Origin of the sequence: Mesorhizobium sp. M0615 (assembly GCF_040320805.1) — a bacterium.
GTDB lineage: Bacteria > Pseudomonadota > Alphaproteobacteria > Rhizobiales > Rhizobiaceae > Mesorhizobium.
On record NZ_JAMYQI010000011.1, the window covers coordinates 114,043 to 135,968 of the forward strand.

The following is a 21,926-nucleotide window of genomic DNA, read 5'->3' on the forward strand; positions in this document are numbered from 1 at the left end:
GCTGGTGGCAGTCAACCCTCATCCGGCTCGGTGCCGGCATCGCCGCGCTTGCTGTAGCGATCGAGCAATTCGCTCACGCCGGGCTCGCGCTCAGGCATCGGCGCCAGGCCACGCAGGCGCCGCAGCTTGGCAAGGAAGGCGCCTCGCTTATACTTGCGGCGGAAGGCGCGGGCGCGGGGATGGATGCCAAGAGCCGCCATCAGCCTGCGCCTGAGATAACTCGATGCCGCCAGGCGAATGGGTTCGCCCGCGCAGCCAAGGATTTTCACGCGCAAGGCGTCCGGCGTCTGCATGGCGTCCAGAAGATCCTTCTGTTCCTGCGCATTGTCGCCGAGATAGGAACCCTTGCGTATGCCGGAATGCAGCTTGATCACCGTGAGGTGCGGCATCGTCGCGATCACCGCGCCTTTTCGCCATGCCCGAAACAGCCAGTCCTGCGAGCTTTCGCAAAAGCACTGGCTGGCGGGTCGCCAAGGTCCGAGCAGGCTGAACGAAGCGCGGCGAAACATGTGTGCCGAGCCAAATCCTTCCGTCGTTACCGGATCGTAAAAACCGTCCTTGCCCGACCCGAAGATCGAATTGACGAGATCGCCTGCCGCCGATGGCGGCCCAATGACGGCGCCGCGCGCCAGCACCACGTCGGCGCCTGTGGCGTCGATCCAGCCGGTCGTCGCCGCCAAATGGTCGGGAAACCACAGATCGTCGTGGTTGAGCAAGGCGACGAAGCGGCCACGCGCCCTGGCAAAGCCGATATTGTTGGGACCGGACTGTTCGCCGAAATTGACGGGAAGATCGATGTAGACGATGCGGGCATCGTCAAATTCAGCGACAACGGCCGCCGTATCCGGCCTGCAATCGTCGCCGATGACCAAGGCTTCCCAGTCTTGCAACGTCTGGCGCATGACGCTGGTCAATGCCTGCCGCAGCGCTGCCGGCCGGTTGTGCGTCGCGATCACGATCGAGACCAGCGGTTCGCCGCCGGCCTGGTCGCGCTGCGCCGATGCTTCCACGCTACACCAGTCTGTAGGGAATGTGGTCGGTGTCTGGCGGCAGGCGCCAATGGTCGGGCTGATCGTAGGCATAGGCCTTGTCGACGAGATTGAGCAGCACCGCCGTCTCCGCTCCGAGCGAGACAACACCATGCCATATGCCGGGCGGAATGATGACGACCGCCGGGCGCAGCGGGCCGATAATCTTGTGCCAGACGGCGCCGAAGGTCGGCGAGGCCTTGCGTCCGTCAAACAGCGAAATGCGAACGCTGCCGACGCAGCAGAACAGCCGGTCGGTCGTCACCGCATGGGCATGCCAGCCCGTCACCGCGCCGGGATACAAGGTGCGTTGGAAGACCTGGCCGACCGGCTCCGAATCGAGCTCCCACTCCTCGCGAAAGATCTCGGTCAGATAGCCGGTGGAGGTTGCGACCGGCCTTATCTCCTTGACCCTCACGCCATCGATCGCCACCGGCTCGATGGGCATCCAGTCAGGCGTGACCACCTGGCCGTCAGCCGTTCCGGTCGCCATCCAGCCTGTCGGTTTTGTCCGGGTTTTTTCCGGCACGGATGCTCCTCCCAATTCAGCGTGATGCGCCATTGGCCAGCACGGTCTGATACGAATTTGACCGGTCGCTGGCAAGTACGCGTCAAGGTTTGCTGATGGGTTTCGATCTCACGGCACTTGATGTTTTGATGCAATCGGAGGGCCGCATTGCCCAAAACATCGTTCCGTTCTGCCCAAGCCCGGACCGTTCGCCTGCTTTAATACCCCGGCCATGGCCAGGACATTGCGATCGACGCGGTGTCTGCTCGCCCTCGCGGCGATTTCGGGCAGGGAAAGGCATTTCGGCAGGAAAAGACATGGACATGTTTTTGATGACGGCTTCGCTTGCGCTGGCTGGAATTATTGCCGGCATCTACGTCTCGGGCGTAATCCACGATTTTCGCATCGATGATCTTACCGCCGGCCAGTACATGGCCATGCATCAGATGCGCGACCGGACGTTTACCCGGGTGATGCCGGTCGTCAGGCTGACGACGCTGGTGCTGATCGCGGCGACGGCGATGTTTGCGGTCGATGCCGGCCTGCCGCGCATCCTGACGATCGTCGCCGCGGCGCTGGTGGTGATCGACATTGGCTTCACCGTCAGCCGTCAGGTGCCGCTCAACAAACAGGTGCAGAGCTGGACGCCGGTGACCATCCCCGATGATTGGGCGCAGACGCGCGACAGCTGGGCGGCCAACCACAATCTGCGCCTTGTGCTTGGACTGGCCGAATACGCCTGCCTGTTTGCCGCGGTCATCCTGACGCTCAGCCGGTGATTCAGTTTTCGCGGAACGCCGCGGCATGGGTCGGCACTTCTGCCGGCCGCCGCCGTTGAAAACAGGAGTATTGCCATGCTGCACCACGCTTCATTCAACGCCCGCGATCCGCAGGCCGTCGCCAGCGTCCTTGCCGAAATGCTTGTCGCCACCGCGGTTCGTGCGCCGTCGCCGCCATTTCCTGAGGGAGCATGGTCCGTCTGCCTCGGCGACGATTTCGGCTCGCTGATCGAAATCCTGCCGTGCGGCACGGTTCTGGACCAGCAAGCGCCGCTCGGCATCGGCTTCGACCCGAACATGCGCCTGCGCTCCGGCTCGCATGTGCTGCTCAGCACGCCCAATTCGACCGAAACCATCCAGGGCATTGCCGCCCGCATGGGCTGGCATAGCGAGCTGATCGATGCGCGCCTGTTCAAGGTGCTCAAGGTCTGGGTCGAGGACGAAACCCTCGTCGAATTCCTGACGCCCGAGATCGCACCGCTGTACCGCGCGACATTCGGCTGGGGCGGCATGGCGACACTCGACGCCAAGCTGCGCGAGCTGGAGAGCCGGATGGCGGCAGCGCTTGCCGCCAAGGCCGCGAACCAGTCGGGCCGCAAGGATGACCAACCGGCCGGTGCAATGAGTCCGTGAGCACCGGGGGGCGCCTTCTGCTGACCTCCCGAGGAGAGTTCCCAAACGGCCGCCGAGGTCAACCGGCGCCGGCGCTGTCGCCGGCTTCCGCCTTCAGCCAGTTGATGAACGATCTGGCAGGCTCCCAGGCGGAGATGGACGGGTGGACGACGACGTAGTGGTTCCAGTTCGTCGGTATGTCCGTTGTCAGGAGGCGGACGAGCCTGCCGGTGCGCAAATCGCTCTCGACCAGCGACTTCCTCGCGATGGCGACGCCCAGACCGCTCGCCGCCGCTTCGACCGCCAGCAAGGTGCCGTTCAGATTCATGCCGTCGCCAACCGTATCCAGCGGCAGATTGTTTCTCTCGAACCAGTGGCGCCAATTGGCGCCGCTCTCGTCATTTTCGGCCGTCGTGTCGAGGATGCGAAACAGTCGCAGCACATCGTGCTGGTCTCTGACCGGGCCGTTGGCGGCGAGATAGTCGGGACTGACGACAGGAAAGATCGCATCTGCCATCAGCCATTCGGTCTCGACGGCCGGATAGTGTCCGCCGCCGAAGCGCAATGCGATGTCGACTGTTCGCTGCGAAAGGTCGACGACTGCAAGATCCGCATTGATGTCGATCTCTGTTTCGGGATGCTTTTTGCGAAACCTGTGCAGGCGCGGGGCCAGCCAGCGTACGGCATGCGAAGGAATGGCGGTGACCCTCAGCCTCGTGCGCTCGTTGCGCGCGACACTCGCGATCGTGCTCTGGATTTCCAGCAATGCGCGTCGCACGCCTGCGGACAATCTTTCGCCTTCAAGCGTGAGTTCGACGCGGCGGACATGGCGGGTGAACAGAAGCACGCCGAGATCGGCTTCGAGATCGGCGATGCGGTGGCTGAGCGCGCTTGGCGTAACATTCAGCTCATCGCCGGCGCGCTTGAAGCTGCCCAGCCGGGCAATGACCTCGAAAGCCCGAATGGATTCCAGTTGTGGAAGCCGTCTTGTCATTTGCCGTTACCCTATCCTGCCCCTGGGTTCCTTAGCATGAATGAACTAAGCTCATCCATAGCTTCGTAAATAGTCTTTTGTCCAAGTGCGCAAATCATTGTAGCCATCCACTGCCCCCCGATTGCCGCCGTCGGAATGAGAGGCCGTTCATGGAACGAGCCTCGACTACGAACGACAGTGAAATGAAGACAATCGCTTGGGAGTACCCCATGACTATTCGACCCCCCGAGTTTGCGCATGCGCGCTTTTCGACCGCCATGTGGCCCCGAGCCGAATGGAGAAACGTCTATTGCGACCTTGCGCCGGATGGTGACCGACATGGATTTTAACGTCACGGAGGAAAAGCTCTCCGTCGACGCGACCATCCTGCGGCTGCCGGGCGTCGGCATTGCCGATTCGAGGACCACCGCCTTCCGCACCATCCGTTCCCGCGCCATGGCCAAGGGGACCGATGATTACATTTTCTTCATGTGTCTGGAGGGCGCTGCCACCTTCTCGCATCTCGGCCGCGAGGCCAGCATCGAGGCCGGCCAGGCAATCCTTCTGTCCTCCTCTGATCCGCATGTGATCGAGCGGGCGATGTCGCATCATCTCTTCATCACCATCCCCAAGGCAGCGCTCGGGCCCATGGCTGCGAATGCGGACGCCGCCCTGATGACGCCGATGTCATGCGTGGGCGAAAAGTTCTTGCTGCTGACCAGCTATGTCCGTCTGCTGATGCAGGAGCCGAACCTGGCCGCGTCCGAATTGCGCTGGCTTGCCGCCAAGCACATACAGGACCTTGTCGCGGTCGTGGTCGGGGCAACGCAGGACGCCACCGAGGTCGCCGCAGGCCGCGGCATACGCGCCGCGCGGCTGCGCGCCATCAAAGCCGATATCGAAAGCAATCTGGCTTCCGGCGATGTCGGGTCGGACGCCCTGGCCGGGCGCCACCGCGTCAGCGCGCGCTATATCAGAAAGCTGTTCGAGGGTGAGGGTACCTCGCTGTCGCAGTTCGTGCTTGGCCGGCGGCTGGCGCTGGTTTGCAGCAAGCTATCCGACCTGCGCCTGGCACACCGCACCATCGGCGCCATCGCCTTCGACGCCGGCTTCGGCGATCTCTCGACCTTCAACCACGCCTTCCGCCGGCATTTCGGCATGACGCCTTCGGAAGCGCGGCAGAGTGCGGCTGTGCACCGCGCCTCGCTGGAGCCCGGCGGCCGAACAGGCCACGCGCGGCAAAGCGCGACGGGTGTTGCGGCCGCATGACCTCAAAACAAAAGCCCGCAGGATCGCTCCCGCGGGCTTTTGGTCGCCTGAGATGGTGTCGCTTCGGGGGAAGCAAAAATCTAAGGAAGGCGGTCGCTTCTTAGGCGCCGCCGCCAGGAATGGGGGGCGCCAGCTTGCTGGCGCCTTTGATGATCTGGCTGAGGAAGTTCTGGTCCTTGCCGCCGGTCGGCGTGGTGCGCGAGATGAAGTCGAAAATCTTGCCGTCCTTCAGACCGTAATTGGCAATCTGGGTGACGCGCCCGTCCTCGCCAAAATAGACCGCGAGCACTTTCTGGTCGACCAGGCGCGGCTTGTCGAAAGCGACATAGCGCTTGCGCGTCTGCGAAATGTAATAGAACGCCTCATTGTCGAAGGTGGCTTTCGTCGACGGCGTGCCGAGCGCCAGAAGCACCTGTTCGCGGCTGGAGCCCACCGGCACTGAATCGACCGCCTGCTGGTCGATAACATAGCCCTGCGTCAGCGTCTCGCTAGGGTTAAGGTCGCCGAACATCTTGGACGAATTGCAGCCCGACAGCGCGGAAGCCACCAGCACCAGCGAAACCGCGGCGGTGGCCCCGGGCAGAAAAGTCGAATTGAATTTCAGCGCGCGCAACAACAACTCCATTAGCTGACCGCAACTTGCGCTGGGCGGCAAAACCGGTAAACCAGCTTGCTTGCCGATGCAACAAGGCCCATTCAAACAATCGGTCCCCAGGAGACCACCCTCAATGTTCCAGCGCCTTTTTGGCCGCGAACGCAACGCCAACCGCGCTATCACCGAGGCGCTTTACGCACAAATCGTGGCGGCGGCGCGGCAGACCGTGTTTTATTCCCACTGGAATGTGCCGGATACGCCGCTCGGCCGTTTCGAGATGCTGTCGCTGCACATGTTCCTGTTTCAGCACCGGCTCCGCGGCGAAGAGGGCGTCGCGCATGAGGTCGCGCAGGTGCTGATCGACGAGTTCTTTCTCGATGTGGAGCATTCGCTGCGGGAACTGGGCGTTGGCGATGTCGGCGTGCCCAAGCGCATGAAGAGGCTGGCCAAAATGTTCTACGGCCGTACCGCCGCCTATGACGACGCGCTGGAACGCAGCGATCGCGACGCGCTTGCTGCCGCCCTGGCGCGCAATGTCAGACCCGATGCCGGCGCCTGGCCGCAAGCCTTGCCGCTGGCGTCCTATGTAATCGATGCCGCAAGGCAGCTTGAAGCACAGCCGTCCGAATCGATCGTTTCCGGTGCCGTGGCGTTTCCCGTCGCGAAAGCGGAGTGAGGAGGGGAGACCAAGATGAAACATGTGGACACGCCTAGCCCGGTCTCATTCGCGGCCAATGTCGGCCGCCTGCCCCACAAAGGTTTGCAGGTGGTGATCGACGCCGACGCCGCGCAGCGCGCAATGCTTGCGCGCGAGCACGAGCTGCTTTCTGTCGAAAACTACCGTGCTGAGCTTTTGGTGGCGCCGTGGAAGCGCAATGGCGTCAAGGTCAGCGGCCGCGTCGAGGCTGATATCACCCAGGCCTGCATCGTCACCCTTGAGCCGGTCGCGGCCCATATCGACGAAGAGGTCGAGGCGCTGTTCCTGCCGGAGCAATCCAAGCTCGGACGGCAAGGGTTCGAAGGCGGCGGCGAGATCCTGCTCGACGCCGACGGGCCAGACGGCCCGGAAACATTCTCCGGCGACACGATCGACGTCGGCGCGCTCGCCGAACAGTTCTTCGGGCTGGCGATCGATCCTTATCCGCGCAAGGCAGGCGCCTCGCTCGATGCCGCCGGCCCGAACGAGCCCGTCGAGAATGAATTCCAGCAAAAGCTGCGATCCTTGCTTGGAAAATCCTAAAACACGAAGCGATCGGAGAAAAGCCGGTTGTGCGGCAGCCCAAAACCGCTATTTTCGCCGAACCTTCGCGAGCCCCCGAATTTCGCGAGTTTAGTATTTCTTTCGCGGGCCATGTGCCCTGGCCCAAGCTAGTGAGATAAAGACCGCGTGATCAGGATTTCCATCGATGCCATGGGTGGCGATCACGGGCCAAACGTGGTCATCCCGGCACTCATGACGGTCGCCGTCAGGCGTCCCGACATCCGCTTCGTCATATATGGGCGCGAGGAATTGGTGCGCCCCGAACTCGCCAAATTCCCCAAACTGGCCGAGGTCAGCGAGTTCCACCATTGCGAAGTCGCGGTCAGGATGGACGACAAGCCGAGCCAGGCGCTGCGCCACGGCCGCTGGAAGTCGTCGATGTGGAAGGCTGTCGAAGCAGTCAAGAGTGGCAGCGCGCAGGCCTGCATTTCGGCCGGCAATACCGGCGCGCTGATGGCGATGTCGAAATTCTGCCTGCGCACGATGGCGACCATCGACCGTCCGGCGATCGCGGCGATCTGGCCCACGATGCGCGGCGAGAGCGTGGTGCTGGATGTCGGCGCCACCATCGGCGCCGATGCGCACCAGCTGATCGACTTTGCCATTCTCGGCACCGGCATGGCGCGCTCGGTGTTCGGCATCGACCGGCCGAAAGTCGGCCTGCTCAATGTCGGCGTCGAGGAGATCAAGGGACAGGAAGAGGTCAAGGAAGCCGGGCGCATGCTGCGCGAGGCCAACATGGCCTCGATGAATTATCATGGCTTCGTCGAGGGTGACGACATCGGCAAGGGCACGGTCGACGTGGTCGTCACCGAAGGATTTGCCGGCAACATCGCGCTCAAGACGGCAGAAGGCACTGTGCGCCAGATCTCAGGCTATCTGCGCGCCGCGATGAACCGCACGCTGATGGCCAGGATCGGCTATGTCTTCGCCAAGGGCGCTTTTGACCGCCTGCGCGAAAAGCTCGATCCGGGCCGCTCCAATGGCGGCGTTTTCCTGGGTCTGAACGGCATCGTGGTAAAGAGCCATGGCGGCGCCGATTCGGACGGTTTCGCGGCAGCGATCGAGCTTGGCTACGATATGGTGCGCAACAATCTGATCGACCGCATCGAGGCCGATCTCGACCTGTTCCATGCGCGCAACCCGCATGCCCAGGCAAGCAGAAAATCCGACGCCACCGTCGACGAAAAGGAATAGGAAAGAGCTTTGATCAGATCAGTCGTGCGCGGCACCGGTGCTGCGCTGCCCCGCCGCATCATGAAGAATGCCGATTTCGAAGGCATGGTCGAGACCTCGGACGAGTGGATCGCCCAGCGCACCGGCATCCGCCAGCGCCATATCGCCGCCGATGACGAGACGACGGCATCCCTGGGCGAGGCGGCGGCGCGCGCAGCACTCGACAATGCTGGTCTTACGCCTGCCGACATCGACCTGATCGTGCTGGCGACCTCGACGCCCAACAACACCTTTCCGGCGACCGCCGTCGAGATCCAGAACCGGCTCGGCATGCATCACGGCTTTGCCTTCGACCTGCAGGCGGTGTGCTCGGGCTTCGTCTATGCGGTGACCACCGCCGACCTCTACATCAGAGGCGGCCTCGCCAAGCGCGTGCTGGTGATCGGCGCGGAGACCTTTTCGCGCATCCTCGACTGGAGCGACCGCTCGACCTGCGTGTTGTTCGGCGACGGCGCCGGCGCGCTGGTGCTGGAAGCGGATGAGGGCACCGGCGGCATTGCCGACCGTGGCGTGCTGGCGATGAGCCTGCGCTCCGACGGCGCCCACAAGGACAAGCTTTTCGTCGATGGCGGTCCCTCGACCACCGGCACGGTCGGCCATCTCAGGATGGAAGGCCGCGAGGTGTTCAAGCACGCCGTCGGCATGATCACCGACGTCATCGAGGCGACGTTTTCGCAGGCCGGCATAACCGCCGACGACCTCGACTGGTTCGTGCCGCATCAGGCCAATAAACGCATTATTGACGCTTCGGCCAAGAAGCTCGGGATTGCTGAGCAAAAGGTGGTGGTCACCGTCGATTTGCACGGTAACACCTCGGCTGCTTCCGTGCCGCTGGCGCTTTCGGTGGCTGTCGCCGACGGTCGCATCAAGAAGGGTGATCTCGTGCTCCTGGAAGCGATGGGCGGCGGCTTCACCTGGGGCGCGGTTCTCGTTCGCTGGTAAGTGCCGAACGGTCCGGTTTCGGTCCTTGACCTTGCCGGATCAATTACTTAGGCTCTGCCTTTACCTGTATCGATTTATGTTTTTTGAACTGATGGGGCGGTCGCATGGGGGGAAAGACACTTACGCGCGCCGACCTTGCCGAAGCTGTTTACCGTAAGGTCGGCTTGTCACGCACTGAATCGGCAGAACTCGTCGAAGCGGTGCTGGACGAAATCTGTGAAGCCATCGTACGCGGCGAGACGGTGAAGCTGTCGTCCTTCGCCACCTTCCACGTCCGTTCCAAGAACGAACGCATCGGCCGCAATCCCAAGACCGGCGAGGAAGTGCCGATCCTGCCGCGCCGGGTGATGACCTTCAAGTCGTCGAACGTGCTGAAAAGCCGTATCCTGCGCTCGCACCAGAACAGCAAGGCCAAGGGCGGCAAATAGGTTCTGCCGCAGGCTTCGGTTGAAAACGCCGGGCCGTTTTGACGCCGGGCTTGAATATTGTTTCATAAACCGCTGAAATGATACCCGATTCGGCAGACTGGGCCGGATCGCCGTCCAGCGTGAGGATTTCGCCCATGGACAAGAGCCCCGACGCTTTCCGCACCATCAGCGAGGTCGCGGAGGATCTGGATCTGCCGCAGCACGTGCTGCGCTTCTGGGAAACCCGTTTCAACCAGATCAAGCCGATGAAGCGCGGCGGCGGCCGCCGCTACTACCGGCCGCAGGATGTCGAACTGATCAAGGGCATCCGCCACATGCTCTACGACCAAGGTTACACGATCAAGGGCGTGCAGAAACTGCTGCGCGAGAACGGCAACCATTTCCTGGTCGCGATCGGCAATGGCGACATGGCTGCCGTCGAAGCGATCTCGCAGCGCAGGCAGGCCGATCAGGTGCCGCTGACTCCGGCCGCCCAGCCTCGCGGCATGGATGACGAGATGCTGGTCGGCCAGCCCAAGGTAAAACCCAGCCGCCGCTTTTTCGGCCTGGGCAAGACCGAGGAGGAAGGTCCGGTCCAGCCCGGCGCGTCGAAACTATCGCGCGACAACCGGGCCTTGCTGCAGGAGGCGCTGTTTGACCTCCTGGAGTGCAAGCGTCTGCTCGACCAGGTGCGCTAACCTTTCCGCTGCCTCGGGCAAGCAGACCGGAACCGGTTCTGCGGCCATGCGTTTGGCCTTCTCTCAAAAAGAAGGAAAACAATCATGGTATCGCTTTCGACCCTCTCCGATCTCGATCTCGAAAAGCAGGTCGCGACCCTTTCCAAAGAGCTCGCCGCGTTGCGCAAAGTCGTGGCCAAACGCGGCGGTGCTTACTACGAGGACGGGCGCGATGCCGCTTCGGACTATTATGGGCAGCTTGCCGACCTTGTCAGCGATGCGCTGCCGGCGATCAGGAAGCAGGGCAGGGCGATCGAAAAGACGGCGCGCGATCGTCCGGCAACAGCCGCTGCTGTTGGGTTGGTCGTGGTCGGCCTTCTCGCCAGCCTGTTGCTCAGCCGGCGCTAAAACAATTCACGAAAACAAAAAGAAAATGGCGGCCGTCCCGCGGACGGCCGCCATTTCCCTGATCTGCGGCCGATTACTTGGCGAGCTTGATCTTGGCCTGCGGCGAAACCTGCGCGGTCTGGCTGCACTTGCCATAGACAGTGCCATTCTTGTCCGTGGCGTCGGTATAGGTGCCTTTGCACTCGATCGAGAGCACCAGGCAATGACCGGAGCCCTTGCAAACCGCGCCGCCGTCGCCCGTGGGATGCGTGCCGTTGGCGAAAGCCGAGGTCGGAACGGAAGCCGAACCGAAGGCCGAGACGACGAAAGCCGCGGCGAGCGTGATGCGCTTGAAGTTGGTCATTTGAGCATTTCCTTCTCTGGATCGAGGATCGCCACCATGGCGTCCTTCTGTGTTGGGATCGCCTTATCGGCGTCCATGCCGGGTTAGTGCGGCCTCCAAAGCAAAGGTTCATGCGTGGTTCGAATTTTCTTCGCATTTTTTTGCGACGTCGATTTTTAGCCTTCGCCAACTGACGGCGCCTGGCGGGGCCGGGCGGGCATCGATCATGCATTTCGCGTGAAGGCCGCTGACGTAGCGGCGCGGCATCCCATGCGAAGGTCACACCGTGGCGTGCCCAAATGGCCAGCCAAGACCGAGTCCGCGCCCGGCTCTTGTCAGGTGGCGGCAGCAGTCATTGCCGCCACTTGGCACCGCGCTTTCTGCCACTCCCGGCTGCGACTATAACGCCAGTCCAAAGGTACCGGCGGAGGAGACGGGCGTGGTCGCAAATTACATCGACGAGTTCATCATGTTCTGCGCTGGGCTGTGGATGACAGGCGTTGGTTTTGGGCTGCTCCAAAGTCCTTTTCAGGCCCAACAAGGTCAGCAGCCATGGTGGCTGCAGGTCGCGAAGCATTTCAAATGGATGGGACCGCTTTTGATTTTGATCGCAATAGTGCTCGCGTTCGCGGCGCCGTCCTAGCGGGTTCCGACGGCATTGAGAGACCCGTGGTGTCCTGCAGCTGGCAACCTGTGTTTGCTCGCATTCTGACGCATGGGCGCCATCGAATCCTGCCTTCAGCTGTTCCACGTGTCGCCTGGCAAAAACCAACGGGAAGGCGGCCTTGGCGAGGACTCCAGGGCCAGCCTTCCCGTTGGGCAAGTCGGCCCTGTCAGGCCTTCTTGGCCTCCACCTTGTTGTGGTGGTGGTGGTGGTGGTGATGGCGGTGATGGCGGTGATGCTTCTTGTGATGATGATGATGGTGGCGATGCTTCTTGTGCAGCGGTGCTGCGTCGGCGCTGCTGGCGCCGATGAGGGGCAGAGAGACAGCCAGGGCAAAAGCCAGCCCGAGAGCCGACAGGAGGGACTTCTTCATGACTTCGTTTCCTTTTCTGCGGGCTGAATTTGACCGTCACCGAGCAAGATCGGTGCCGGTGAACCCCGCAGTCATGACTATCGCCTCCGAACTTTTCGACAGTTTTTCCGGACTGTAGAATTTTGTTTCTGGATTGTGTCTGGCGGCTTCATCGCAACTTACATCGGCGGAACGACGCCGTTGGTGCCGACCACGACCCGGCCCGCGGTCAGCTTGCCGTCGCTGCCACGCTCGGCGTTGACGAACACCACAGCGCCAGGCTTGAGGTCGGCGGGCGTCACCGGCGCGAAGGTCACCACCGGCGTCGTCTGCGGAATGGCGATCTGCTTTTTCTGGCCATTGTCATAGGTCAGCGTCACCGTGCGGCCTGCGATCTCGGTGACATCGGCGACCGTGCCGTTGGTCATCCGGCTGTTGGGCTCGAGATCCCACGGGCGGTCGCCTTCGCCGGCGCCTTTGAGCGCGGCCGGGAAGATCACCACCTCGAGCGCGCCGCTGCCGCCATCGGCCTTCGAAACAGAGGCAATGCCGAGGAAATCGCCTTGCTTGATATCCCCGGCATCCGCCTTGGCGACGCCGGAAATCTTCCACCCTTCAGCCAGCGCGATGGCGTCGGTAGCGCCTTCGCGGGTCTTCACCGTCAGCGTCGCTCCGGCAAAGGCGGTCACCGTGCCGCGAATGCGCACGGCCTCGGCGGCTTGCGCCGCGACCATGCTCGCGCCGGCGAGGCCTGAAATCGTGGCGAGCACGATGGCTGATGTCTTGAATGTCATGGATCTGATCCTCTTGGGAAAGCTGGCCCGATGCGGCTGCCAGCAACATCAGGATAACGCCCGAGCGGCGCAAAACCGCTGAACACTTCGGCGTGCGGCCCTTCAAAAGAACTTGATTGGGAGATCGGGGCGGAGATCCTATATGTGCCCTGGCGCCTGCGGTTTTGACGCCGGTTCACGATGCTGTGACGGTCGGTTTGGGCCTTGGCAAATCGCCGTCAAGCGGGCATTGTCCCGGCTCTCAGGCAACACCCTATCATTTGATCCAAAACTCTTTAGCCCCATGGAGTTGCCAATGCCCCAAACTGCAAAACACGAACCCTTCTCCAGGCTGGCGGCCGATGTAGCGCTTGAGCACCCTGGCCTCAAAGCCATCCGGGAGACAAAGGGATACAGTATTGAAGAGCTTTCCCTGACCTGCGGTCTGTCGACCAGCGAGATTGCCGATATAGAGAGCGGCAAGGACACCGATCCGACGAAACTTCGCCGGATCGCCGCAGCATTGCAATTGCCGGAAACGGCCCTGATCGATGCCCCAGCGCCCACGGCGCCTGTGGAAAACCGGTCCGTTTCATAAACAACGGCCAAGCGTCGTTCAACAAGCCCGCCATGGTTTGCCCTGGCGGGCTTGTTGCATTCGCCCAATGGCGAATGTCACTTCTTGCTAGGATCGTCCGCCGGGTTGACGTAGGTGATCGCGAACGGCCCCTCGCCATGAACCTGGACGATCGTAGCGCTTGTCGTCCAGGCGTAATGGTTCATTCCCTGTGGGGCTACGCCGAAGCCGCCGGCGGTCAGTTCGATGCCTTTGGTCTCGTCGAGCTTGTCGCCCATGCCGATATGAAAATTGCCGGAAATCACCGTCACATATTCCGAGGTGGGATGGTTGTGCGCGGCAATCCTGTAGCCGGCCGGCAGCTTCAACCGCAGCACGTAGATGCCATCCTTCGAGGGGTCCCCGGCGATGACAGTCATGTCCGCGCCGGCGGGCAGGACAGCAGGAGCAGGGCCCCATTTGATGGCGTCCGCGTTTATCGGCATGTCGTCGGCAAGCAGCGGCGCCGTCCCGACAAGCAGCAGCGCCAGAGCCGAGGCGAGCTTGAGCATGATGATCTCTCCGGTTGGTCGTGGGAGCACAGCATCAGCGCCGGCCCTGATCCATTGCGACCTACCAAGGCAGCAGCCCGAACACATCTCCCGCACGGGGGATGCGCCTTGCGTTGCTGACATGCGGCGCGACCCGCCTGGCCTGGTATCGCTGCAGCCGTCGAGGGGCGGGGAGGTTGCCGCCGACCGAGCGTGAAGCTATCCAGTGTGAACGCTAACCGTTTTCGAATGGGACAATGCCGAGATGAGCCTTGAATCCGTGCGCGCCTTCCTGGCTGCCCATGCGCCCGATGTCGAAGTGCTCGTCACCGAAGCGAGTTCCGCGACGGTGGCGCTGGCGGCTGAGGCGCATGGTGTGGAGCCGGCGCAGATCGCCAAGACCATCTGCCTGCGCGTCGGCGGTGAGACCATGCTGATCGTGGCCGGCGGCATGTCGAGGCTCGACAACCGCAAATTCAAGGACCGTTTCGGCGGCAAGCCGCGCATGCTTGACGCCGACGAGGTTGTCGCGATTACCAGCCATCCCGTCGGCGGCGTCTGCCCATTCGGCCTGCCGGCGCCGCTGCCGGTCTATTGCGACGTCTCGCTGCGCGCCTTCGATGAAGTCGTGCCCGCGGCCGGCGCCACCAACGCCGCGGTGCGGCTGAGCCCTGAGCGCATGGCACAGATTGTCGGCGCCGAATGGGTCGACGTCTGCCAAGGATGAATGTTGGTGATTTGAGAAGCAGGACCTTTGGGGGCAAGTCCTGTCTAAAAATGGTCGGAGTGGCCGGATTCGAACCGACGACCCCTTGACCCCCAGTCAAGTGCGCTACCGGGCTGCGCTACACTCCGGACCGCGCAAAGCCATATATTTTCAAGGGGTATGGTGCAAGCGCTAAAACGGCGCGCCGGGCCTGAAAGTCGCCAGCATGCGGCCTTGTCGCCGCAATGCCAAGGCGATATGGCTCGCGCAGTATCGATACGAAGGATTGCGCGTGGCAAATTCCTGTTTTTTTCTGGCGGCCGACGCCAATTATTTTCCGTATGCATGCTTGGCGGCGCGCAGAATTCTGGATGTTTCGGGAGAGGCAACACCGGGATTCATCCTGCATGTCGGCGCACGCGATGCCGATATGCGTGTTGCTGAACGCCTGCTGACGAACCGTCTTCGCATAGTGGACGTTTCGGGGCTGTTTGCGGAGGCTGGCCATACTTTCCGGCCAAGCAATGTCGGCACTTTTGTTCGGCTTTTCGCCGACCAACTGCCTCAGTTCGCGGACTATGACCGCATCGCCCATGTCGATTGTGATGTTCTGTTCAATCGAGATATCGCCGACCTGGTGGGCCAGACACTTCATGCTCCGTTGTTGGCCGCTCACGACGATTACATGTATTTCCGCCCGGGCTATCGGAACAAACTGTCGATGCAGCCGGGGGCGCCTTATTTCAACGCCGGCATCATCGTCTTCAACATGCCGCCGGTGCGTCAACAGGGACTTTTGCACCGCGCCAGAGATGTTGCCGTTGCCGGGCAAATGAACGATCAGAACGCGCTGAACATCGTCTTCGAGGGCAAGTGGCAGACGATGCACCCGAACTGGAATTTGATGTCCAACGATACGAAGGAGTTTCGGTTCGCCCAAGCCTATGCGCGGCATTTCGCCGGCGGCAAGCCCTGGGGAAGCCAGGTCGACGTGGAGCCCGAGGCGCTTGCCGTCTGGCGCGATCTGGCAAAGGATACGCCATGGCTTGAGCCCTTCCGGCAGCGTATTCCCTTCGAGCGGGGCGTCATGAGGCGGTTCGCCCGAAGGTTCGACGGTATCATGGGGATGTTGCCGAACAAGGACCGGTATCGGCGGCGCGCACGGTACGACGGCAGCAAGGTGCATAAGATATATGCCGAGCATGCTGACGCCGGGGCGATGGCTGTGCAGTTTCCGGAAGTACTCGGTGGTTTCGCCTGAGACCCGCAACGGAGCTCTCGCGAATGGGTCAGGCAACAGGTTGTAGCATGCCGCAAAAATCGTGTTTCTTTTTCGCCACCGACCAGAGGTATTTCCCGTATGCCAGCCTGGCGGCGCGCCGCGTGCTGAATGTGTCGGACCACCTCGACGGCTTTATTTTGCACACCGGTGTCATCTCCAACGAAGACCGAGCTATCGGAGAGCGTCTGCTCGGTGGGAAGATCCGCATCCTGGATGTCACGAAATTCATGGAAGCGACAAACTTCAACCGCGGAACGCACCCAACCCTTGCGACCTACATCAGGCTGTTTGCCGATCAATTGCCGGAGTTCGAACCATATGACCGCATCGCCTATTCCGACGCCGATGTGCTTTTCAACAGATCGATAGAAGACCTCTGCAACGTCCCGCTCAACGCTCCGCTGCTGGCCGCACACGATGAGCAGACCTATTTCGACGTAAAGTATCGACAGCATTTGCCGATGCAGCCAGGCGCGCCGAAGTTCAATGCCGGCGTGCTGGTGTTCAACATGCCACTGGTCAGGCAGGAGGGGCTTCTGGAGCGTACCCGGCAGTTGGCCTCCGAGCAGGTTTACGGGATGGATCAAGGTGCATTGAACGTGGCTTTCGAGGGCAGGTGGCAGACGATGCACCCGTTCTGGAACGTGATGACCAACTACACCAGCCAGATTTCTTTCAGCCGCTGCTACGCCCGCCACTTCGCCTGGGGCAAGCCCTGGGACCGTCCGCCGATCGGTGTCGAGGTCGGCGCCATGGCGATCTATCGTGATCTGGCGAAAGGCACGCCCTGGGCCGGCCGTTTCAACAGCAACTGGCCGATCAAGAGAGGCATATTGAAAAACCTCGGCCGCAAGTTCGACGCCATCAGCGGGATTTTGCTGAACGACGAGAAGCGCAAGCGACGGGCGCGGTTCGACGCCGAAAAGGTCAGCGCCATCTTTGCCAGCCATGCGGACAATTCGATGTTGGCCGTGCAATACCCCGAACGGGTCGCTGGCATAGCCAGATAGAACTTGACGCTCCGCCGGACGCGGTTCCTCCCGCCAATCTTCCTCGATAAGTCTATTGCCTCGCTGGTTGATGCCCTCCGGCTAGCACGCTCAAGGCCGAGCCGATACTTAGCTCCAATCCAGATTGATGTTGCGGATGCCTTCCTGTGCGATCCGGCCCCGCAGCTTGCCGATCCGGTCGGCCAGGTCTGGCGAGAACCGTTCATGTGTCTCGACCAGGATTTGTCCAATCGAACGGTGAATGCCGGCATCCAGGATGGCTTCGATGCATTCCGCTTCGGCCCCTTCTATGTCCATCTTGATGATGACGATCGGCTCATGGAGACCTTGCAGGAACTGCACCAGGTCAACCACCTCAACTTCAAAGCTTTTCCCGTTCGTATGTTCGTGTGTCTGGATCAGGGACGACGATTCGGTCCTGCGGAGATCACTGACGTCCGGCCTCTGATGGAATGTGGCCGTTCGCGCTGATCCACCAACAGCCTTCGGAATGATCGTCACCCGGTCGTTGTTGCCAAACCTTGTCGTCAAAATCTGGCGAGCAACAGGGTCAGGCTCGAAAGCAATCACCCGCATCCCATAGGCTAGTACATGTCCCGTGACGTCGCCAATATTGGCGCCGAGATCGATGAACAGACTATCGGCGGGAAGCTTTTTCATAAGCTGATGGAAGTCGTATTCGGCCTGCCGCACGCGCCGCGGGGGCCTGTGCCACCGGCGATACGCGTACCAGCGCAGCATGAATTCGAAATAGCTTTCCCTCAGCATAACCACGCCCGTCAGATTAGTGGCGCCCACCAACCCGGAATATTATCCAGCCCGGCAAGCACGCCAACTCAATTGGAATTTTGTCAGTCGCGTTTAGCGACGTTTTCCCACCATCACAACATAAATGCGCCGCCGGCAACCGTGCTCAATTCGACCAGGGGTTGGAGCAAGCAGATCAAAGCCTGCGAGGGCCTGCACAACCCCGGTATTGGCGTGCGCGGCTGTTCCTGTCCTTCAGGATTACTCGGCTACCTCGGTTGCGCCACCGCCCGCAACCCGCGCTGATGCCTGTATTCCAGCGCGATCGCGCCCCAGATCAGGCCGAGCAGCAGGTAGACATGGCGCCAGTGGTCGATGTCGATGAAGGTGCCGAGCCCGATATTGCCGATGAAAGCGACGTAGGCGCAGAGCAGATAGGGCTGCCATGGCCGGTCGCGCAAAAGGATGCGGAAGCCGGCGGCGATCGTCCACAGCGTCAGCGACAGGAACGAGACGAAGCCGAGCCAGCCATAATCCATCAACGTCTTCAGCCAGATGTCGTGCGTGTCTTCGCCAAAAATGGTGCCGAACACCAGCGGGCCGATGCCGAGCGGATATTCGAGCGCCATCTCGAAGCCGATCGTGTAGCGGGCAAAGCGGCCAAGGCGCGCCGTGTCGTAGCTCTGTTCGAGCTGGGCGCGGCTGGAAAACATCTCGCCGACGCCGGGCAGCTGCAGGATGACGATCATGGCGACCACCAGCAGGGTGACGGCGGCAATGCTCATGATGATGACGCGCAGCCGGAACTTGCCGCTGTTGCTTTGCAGGAACAGGGCGCCGGTGAGCAGGATGGCCGAGACGGCGAACATGCCCCAGGCGCCGCGCGAGAAGGAGAAGAAAATGCCGGCGGTGATGATCAGCAGCGGCACCGCCAGAAGCGGCATGCGCGCGATCGAGCCGGTCAACAGGAGATAGAGCAGATAGATGCCGGGCAGCACCAGGAATGGTCCGAACACGTTCGGATCCTGGAAGGCGCCCTGGGCGCGGTCGTATCTGGTGAAGATTTCAGCGCCCGGGAAAGCGTGGAAATAGCCGGCAATGCCGAGCAGCGAGGTCACCACCGCGGAGACGACATAGGCGATGAAGATCAGCCGGTAGAGGCCGGGCTGCACCGCCGTCACCGACGAGAAGAACACCGCGGTGAACGCGAGAAACAGCGAGACGGCGAGATAGAGCGGTGTGTTGGCGAGAACGGCCATCTGCGTCATGGCAATCATGCCGCCGATGTTCATCGTGATCAGCAGCACGAGCAGCGGCACGGCCGCGCGCGATATGCGCAGGCCAAACAGCACCCACACCCCGATCAGCCCGAGCATGAAAAGATCGTAGGGCGCCGGTTCGTCGATGACGAAGCCCGACAGGAAGACGCCAAAAAACACCGCCCCCGACGATATCAGCGCGATCAGCTTGGCATTGACCGCAGCCTGCGGCAAATCATGGGAAATCGCGCTCAATAGGCGTTTTCCGTATTGAGCAGCCGCAGCGGCGTCATGAGCAGGATGCGCAGATCGAACAGCATCGACCAGTTCTCGATGTAATAGAGGTCATATTCCGTGCGCATGCGGATCTTCTCATTGGTGTCCATCTCGCCGCGCCAGCCATTGATCTGCGCCCAGCCGGTAACGCCGGGCTTGACCTTGTGGCGGGCGAAATAGCCGTCGACCACCTCATTGTAGAGAAGGTTGTGCGACTGCGCGGCAATCGCATGCGGGCGCGGGCCAACCAGTGACAGCGTGCCGAACAGCGAGTTGAAGAACTGCGGCAGCTCGTCGATCGAGCTCTTGCGGATGAAGCGGCCGACGCGGGTGACGCGCGGATCGTTCTTGGTCACCGTCTGCTTGGCGGTCGGGTCCGAGCGGTCGGTGTACATGGAGCGGAATTTGTAGACTTCGACGATCTCGTTGTTGAAGCCGTGCCGCTTCTGCTTGAATAGCACCGGCCCCTTGCTGTCGAGCTTGATGGCGATGGCAGTCGCCAGCATCACCGGTGAGAACAGGATGATGCCGATCAGCGAGAAGACGATGTCGAAGGCGCGCTTGGCGACCGAATCCCAGTCGTTGATCGGCCTGTCGAAGATATCGAGCATCGGCACCGAGCCGATGTAGGAATAGGCGCGCGGGCGAAACTGCAAAGCGTTCGAATGCGCCGAGAGCCGGATGTCGACCGGCAGCACCCAGAGCTTCTTCAGCAGCTGCAGCACGCGCGTTTCGGCAGTCAGCGGCAGCGACACGATCAGCATGTCGATGCGCGCGATGCGAGCGAATTCCATCAGCTCCGAAATGGTGCCGAGCTTGGGATAGCCGGCCACGATCGGCGGCGAGCGCTTGTCGCCGCGGTCATCGAAGATGCCGCAGATGCGGATGTCGTTGTCTGGCTGCTTCTCGACCGAGCGGATCAGCATCTCGGCCGCCTTGCCGCCGCCGACGATGACGGCGCGGCGTTCCATGCGGCCGTTGCGCGCCCAGCGCCGGATCAGCTTCGACATCACCAGCCTGAGGCCGAACAGCAGAAGCAGGCCGACGACAAACCAGGTGCCGAACAGCAGACGCGAATAATCCTCCGACATTTTCATGATGAAGGCCGTCAGCGCCATCAGCGCGAAGGTGCCGGCCCAGACCATCAGCACGCGGCCGAGATTGGAGATCGGTCGCATCAAGGCGGAGATCTGGTAGCAATCGCTGACGTCGAGCAGCACCACGGCCACGAATGACGCCGCGGCAATGGTCAGCGGATATTGCCAGGCGAGATAGTTGAAGAAGCCGACAAAGTGGAAGTAGAGCGCGAGCCCCGACAGGAACAGCAAGCCGAATTCGACGAGGCGCAATACGCCGCTGACCATGACCGGCGACATCGTATCGCGCCGGTATTGCGAGGCGACCTGGCGGGCAACACTGTTCATGCCGCCGGGCGTGGGGCTCTCGGCAGGACTGTCGAATTTGCGCACCGCATCGGCCGAAAAGCGGCGCGTGGGGTCGGTCTCGTTCATCGGGTTTCCCACAAGCTTCCGCGGTGACGATAGCAGAAAGAGAGCTAAAAAAACCTTGAGACAACTTGTGGTTTTGGAGGGTCGTCTATCTGTTGAGCGCGGCGAAATAGGCCTTTTCGATTTCGGCGGCCATCACATCGGCGCCGAATCGCGCCCTGAGGCTGGCCGTATCGGGCATGGCGCGCCGGTAGGCGTCGAGATCGCGCAGCGCCTCACCCATCTTGTCGCCGAGTTGGCGCGGATCGGGACGGATCAGGGCAGGGGATCCCTCCCCGAAGATTTCGGGAATGCCGCCGACGGCCGTGGCGATCATCGGCCTGCCGGCCGCCAGCGTCTCCAGCACGATATAGGGCATGGCTTCCGCGCGGGAGGGGACGACGACCAGATCGGCCAGCGAAAATGCCTCCCTGGCCGGCATCGGCGGCAAGAAGCGGACCTGTTTTCCGAGGCCCAGCCGTTTCACCTGCGCATGGTAGCGCGGCAGGTCGTCGCCATCGCCGACCATGACCGCGGTCAAGCGGCGCTCAAGCTGGGACCCGGCCAGCACCAGCGCGTCGATGAAAATGTCAGGCCCTTTGAGGTCGCGCATCATGCCGATGTAGAGCAGGTCGGCCGCGTCGGGCTGTGCGACCACCGGTTCGAACTCGGCGGCGCGCAGGCCGTTATAGACCAGCGTGTTCGGGATAGGCGGTTCGCCGACCTTCCTGCGATAGGTGCGCCGCTCATAGTCGGAGACGAACAGCAGGCAGTCGGTGAAGCGCGCCATGAAGCGCTCGAGCGCGAAGAACAGCTTCCCGGTCGTCGTCGTTTCATCATAGTGGAGGGAGCCGCCATGCGGCGAATAGAGGCGGGCTACGCGAGACCTAGATACCCGCAACAATGAGCCGAACAGACGGGCATAGGCGCCACCTTTGGCGCCATGTCCGTGCAACACGTCCGGCTGCAATTCCTTGATGATCCTGTAAGTGCGCCAGGCCGAGGCGAAGTCGCCCGGCCCGACATGGCGCTGCATCGGCGTGCGATGGATGCCGAGCGCCAGGCTGTCCTTCATCTGGTCGAACAGGCGTTCCTCGTATTCGCCGCCGGTGGTCGAATCGCAGACGATGCCGACAACATGTCCGGCGGCGAGCTGGGCCTCCGTCAGGTCGCGCACATGCCGGAAGATCCCGCCGACGGGTGAGCGAAAGCAGTGGACGATCCTGAGCTGGTCCGCCACGTTGAT

General features: G+C 61.9%; 27 protein-coding genes and 1 tRNA gene. 15 read left to right on the top strand and 13 right to left on the bottom strand.

Features of this window, described 5'->3' with window-relative positions:
• Positions 1–11: 11 nt before the first annotated feature.
• Both NKI46_RS20645 and NKI46_RS20650 read right to left on the bottom strand, forming a co-directional pair.
• Positions 12–1,010 carry a glycosyltransferase family 2 protein gene (locus tag NKI46_RS20645; RefSeq protein ID WP_352747702.1) on the bottom strand — a complete coding sequence of 333 codons (999 nt, stop codon included), beginning with the start codon at positions 1,008–1,010 and terminating at the stop codon, positions 12–14.
• Position 1,011: 1 nt separating this feature from the next.
• A complete protein-coding gene (locus NKI46_RS20650; RefSeq protein WP_245263480.1) occupies positions 1,012–1,557 on the bottom strand; it encodes a dTDP-4-dehydrorhamnose 3,5-epimerase family protein in 546 nt (181 codons plus the stop codon).
• 296 nt (positions 1,558–1,853) lie between these two features.
• Here NKI46_RS20650 and NKI46_RS20655 point away from each other — a divergent pair, with 296 nt between their 5' ends.
• Together NKI46_RS20655 and NKI46_RS20660 are read left to right on the top strand one after the other, a co-directional pair.
• Positions 1,854–2,315: an anthrone oxygenase family protein gene (locus tag NKI46_RS20655; RefSeq protein ID WP_023727523.1), complete on the top strand. Its 462-nt coding sequence runs from the start codon at positions 1,854–1,856 to the stop codon at positions 2,313–2,315.
• Positions 2,316–2,390: 75 nt separating this feature from the next.
• Entirely contained in the window at positions 2,391–2,948 is a 558-nt protein-coding gene (locus tag NKI46_RS20660; RefSeq protein ID WP_352747705.1) for a hypothetical protein, read from the top strand.
• Positions 2,949–3,006: 58 nt separating this feature from the next.
• On the opposite strand, the gene NKI46_RS20665 is transcribed toward NKI46_RS20660, so the two are convergent.
• Positions 3,007–3,921: a LysR substrate-binding domain-containing protein gene (locus NKI46_RS20665; RefSeq protein WP_023669366.1), complete on the bottom strand. Its 915-nt coding sequence runs from the start codon at positions 3,919–3,921 to the stop codon at positions 3,007–3,009.
• Between the two features lie 318 nt (positions 3,922–4,239).
• On the opposite strand from NKI46_RS20665, the gene NKI46_RS20670 reads away from it, so the two are divergent.
• Complete coding sequence (locus NKI46_RS20670; protein ID WP_196813872.1) at positions 4,240–5,169, top strand: helix-turn-helix domain-containing protein; 930 nt, start codon at positions 4,240–4,242, stop codon at positions 5,167–5,169.
• Positions 5,170–5,269: 100 nt separating this feature from the next.
• Here the strand turns inward: NKI46_RS20670 and NKI46_RS20675 are convergent, their stop codons facing one another.
• The gene (locus tag NKI46_RS20675) at positions 5,270–5,782 is read right to left on the bottom strand and encodes an outer membrane protein assembly factor BamE (RefSeq protein ID WP_502896511.1); all 513 of its coding nucleotides are present in this window, start codon (positions 5,780–5,782) and stop codon (positions 5,270–5,272) included.
• 115 nt (positions 5,783–5,897) lie between these two features.
• Here NKI46_RS20675 and NKI46_RS20680 point away from each other — a divergent pair, with 115 nt between their 5' ends.
• The 7 genes from NKI46_RS20680 (at position 5,898) to NKI46_RS20710 (ending at position 10,695) form a co-directional block, all read left to right on the top strand.
• Complete coding sequence (locus NKI46_RS20680; protein WP_023669369.1) at positions 5,898–6,440, top strand: ubiquinol-cytochrome C chaperone family protein; 543 nt, start codon at positions 5,898–5,900, stop codon at positions 6,438–6,440.
• Positions 6,441–6,455: 15 nt separating this feature from the next.
• The gene (locus tag NKI46_RS20685) at positions 6,456–7,004 is read left to right on the top strand and encodes a YceD family protein (protein ID WP_352650166.1); all 549 of its coding nucleotides are present in this window, start codon (positions 6,456–6,458) and stop codon (positions 7,002–7,004) included.
• A gap of 147 nt (positions 7,005–7,151) precedes the next feature.
• Entirely contained in the window at positions 7,152–8,222 is a 1,071-nt protein-coding gene (plsX, locus tag NKI46_RS20690; protein WP_023700539.1) for a phosphate acyltransferase PlsX, read from the top strand.
• A gap of 9 nt (positions 8,223–8,231) precedes the next feature.
• A complete protein-coding gene (locus NKI46_RS20695) occupies positions 8,232–9,203 on the top strand; it encodes a beta-ketoacyl-ACP synthase III (RefSeq protein WP_023689495.1) in 972 nt (323 codons plus the stop codon).
• Between the two features lie 104 nt (positions 9,204–9,307).
• Positions 9,308–9,631, top strand: coding sequence for an integration host factor subunit alpha (locus NKI46_RS20700; protein ID WP_006201891.1), 324 nt, complete (start codon positions 9,308–9,310; stop codon positions 9,629–9,631).
• A 134-nt stretch (positions 9,632–9,765) separates the two neighbouring features.
• Positions 9,766–10,308, top strand: coding sequence for a MerR family transcriptional regulator (locus NKI46_RS20705; protein ID WP_023669374.1), 543 nt, complete (start codon positions 9,766–9,768; stop codon positions 10,306–10,308).
• Between the two features lie 84 nt (positions 10,309–10,392).
• On the top strand, positions 10,393–10,695 hold the full coding sequence (locus tag NKI46_RS20710) for a hypothetical protein (protein ID WP_023669375.1): 303 nt from the start codon (positions 10,393–10,395) through the stop codon (positions 10,693–10,695).
• 73 nt (positions 10,696–10,768) lie between these two features.
• Here the strand turns inward: NKI46_RS20710 and NKI46_RS20715 are convergent, their stop codons facing one another.
• A complete protein-coding gene (locus NKI46_RS20715) occupies positions 10,769–11,038 on the bottom strand; it encodes a hypothetical protein (RefSeq protein WP_023715401.1) in 270 nt (89 codons plus the stop codon).
• Positions 11,039–11,456: 418 nt separating this feature from the next.
• On the opposite strand from NKI46_RS20715, the gene NKI46_RS20720 reads away from it, so the two are divergent.
• On the top strand, positions 11,457–11,660 hold the full coding sequence (locus NKI46_RS20720; RefSeq protein WP_023697438.1) for a hypothetical protein: 204 nt from the start codon (positions 11,457–11,459) through the stop codon (positions 11,658–11,660).
• 190 nt (positions 11,661–11,850) lie between these two features.
• Here NKI46_RS20720 and NKI46_RS20725 read toward each other — a convergent pair whose 3' ends face one another.
• Positions 11,851–12,054 (bottom strand): hypothetical protein, encoded by a 204-nt coding sequence (locus NKI46_RS20725; protein ID WP_352747709.1) that lies wholly within the window; start codon positions 12,052–12,054, stop codon positions 11,851–11,853.
• A 158-nt stretch (positions 12,055–12,212) separates the two neighbouring features.
• Positions 12,213–12,827, bottom strand: a complete 615-nt coding sequence (locus tag NKI46_RS20730) for a hypothetical protein (protein ID WP_352747712.1) — start codon at positions 12,825–12,827, stop codon at positions 12,213–12,215.
• A 295-nt stretch (positions 12,828–13,122) separates the two neighbouring features.
• Here NKI46_RS20730 and NKI46_RS20735 point away from each other — a divergent pair, with 295 nt between their 5' ends.
• Entirely contained in the window at positions 13,123–13,404 is a 282-nt protein-coding gene (locus tag NKI46_RS20735; RefSeq protein ID WP_023689492.1) for a helix-turn-helix domain-containing protein, read from the top strand.
• A 77-nt stretch (positions 13,405–13,481) separates the two neighbouring features.
• Here the strand turns inward: NKI46_RS20735 and NKI46_RS20740 are convergent, their stop codons facing one another.
• On the bottom strand, positions 13,482–13,934 hold the full coding sequence (locus NKI46_RS20740) for a cupin domain-containing protein (RefSeq protein WP_352747714.1): 453 nt from the start codon (positions 13,932–13,934) through the stop codon (positions 13,482–13,484).
• A 244-nt stretch (positions 13,935–14,178) separates the two neighbouring features.
• Between NKI46_RS20740 and NKI46_RS20745 the strand changes: the two genes are divergently transcribed.
• Positions 14,179–14,640 (top strand): YbaK/EbsC family protein, encoded by a 462-nt coding sequence (locus tag NKI46_RS20745; RefSeq protein WP_023739322.1) that lies wholly within the window; start codon positions 14,179–14,181, stop codon positions 14,638–14,640.
• A 51-nt stretch (positions 14,641–14,691) separates the two neighbouring features.
• Here the strand turns inward: NKI46_RS20745 and NKI46_RS20750 are convergent.
• Positions 14,692–14,768: transfer RNA gene (locus NKI46_RS20750), tRNA-Pro, on the bottom strand.
• A gap of 143 nt (positions 14,769–14,911) precedes the next feature.
• Here NKI46_RS20750 and NKI46_RS20755 point away from each other — a divergent pair.
• Complete coding sequence (locus NKI46_RS20755) at positions 14,912–15,880, top strand: glycosyltransferase family 8 protein (RefSeq protein WP_352460119.1); 969 nt, start codon at positions 14,912–14,914, stop codon at positions 15,878–15,880.
• 47 nt (positions 15,881–15,927) lie between these two features.
• Positions 15,928–16,911, top strand: a complete 984-nt coding sequence (locus NKI46_RS20760) for a glycosyltransferase family 8 protein (RefSeq protein ID WP_352460120.1) — start codon at positions 15,928–15,930, stop codon at positions 16,909–16,911.
• 108 nt (positions 16,912–17,019) lie between these two features.
• On the opposite strand, the gene NKI46_RS20765 is transcribed toward NKI46_RS20760, so the two are convergent.
• The 4 genes from NKI46_RS20765 to NKI46_RS20780 all read right to left on the bottom strand — a co-directional run bounded on the left by NKI46_RS20765 (position 17,020) and on the right by NKI46_RS20780 (position 21,920).
• On the bottom strand, positions 17,020–17,709 hold the full coding sequence (locus tag NKI46_RS20765) for an FkbM family methyltransferase (RefSeq protein ID WP_245260452.1): 690 nt from the start codon (positions 17,707–17,709) through the stop codon (positions 17,020–17,022).
• A 218-nt stretch (positions 17,710–17,927) separates the two neighbouring features.
• Complete coding sequence (locus tag NKI46_RS20770) at positions 17,928–19,172, bottom strand: O-antigen ligase family protein (RefSeq protein ID WP_352747719.1); 1,245 nt, start codon at positions 19,170–19,172, stop codon at positions 17,928–17,930.
• On the bottom strand, positions 19,169–20,704 hold the full coding sequence (locus NKI46_RS20775) for an undecaprenyl-phosphate glucose phosphotransferase (RefSeq protein WP_023739326.1): 1,536 nt from the start codon (positions 20,702–20,704) through the stop codon (positions 19,169–19,171). Before NKI46_RS20775 ends, NKI46_RS20770 begins: the two co-directional genes overlap by 4 nt.
• An 85-nt stretch (positions 20,705–20,789) precedes the next feature.
• Complete coding sequence (locus NKI46_RS20780; RefSeq protein ID WP_023715409.1) at positions 20,790–21,920, bottom strand: glycosyltransferase; 1,131 nt, start codon at positions 21,918–21,920, stop codon at positions 20,790–20,792.
• Positions 21,921–21,926 lie beyond the last annotated feature (6 nt).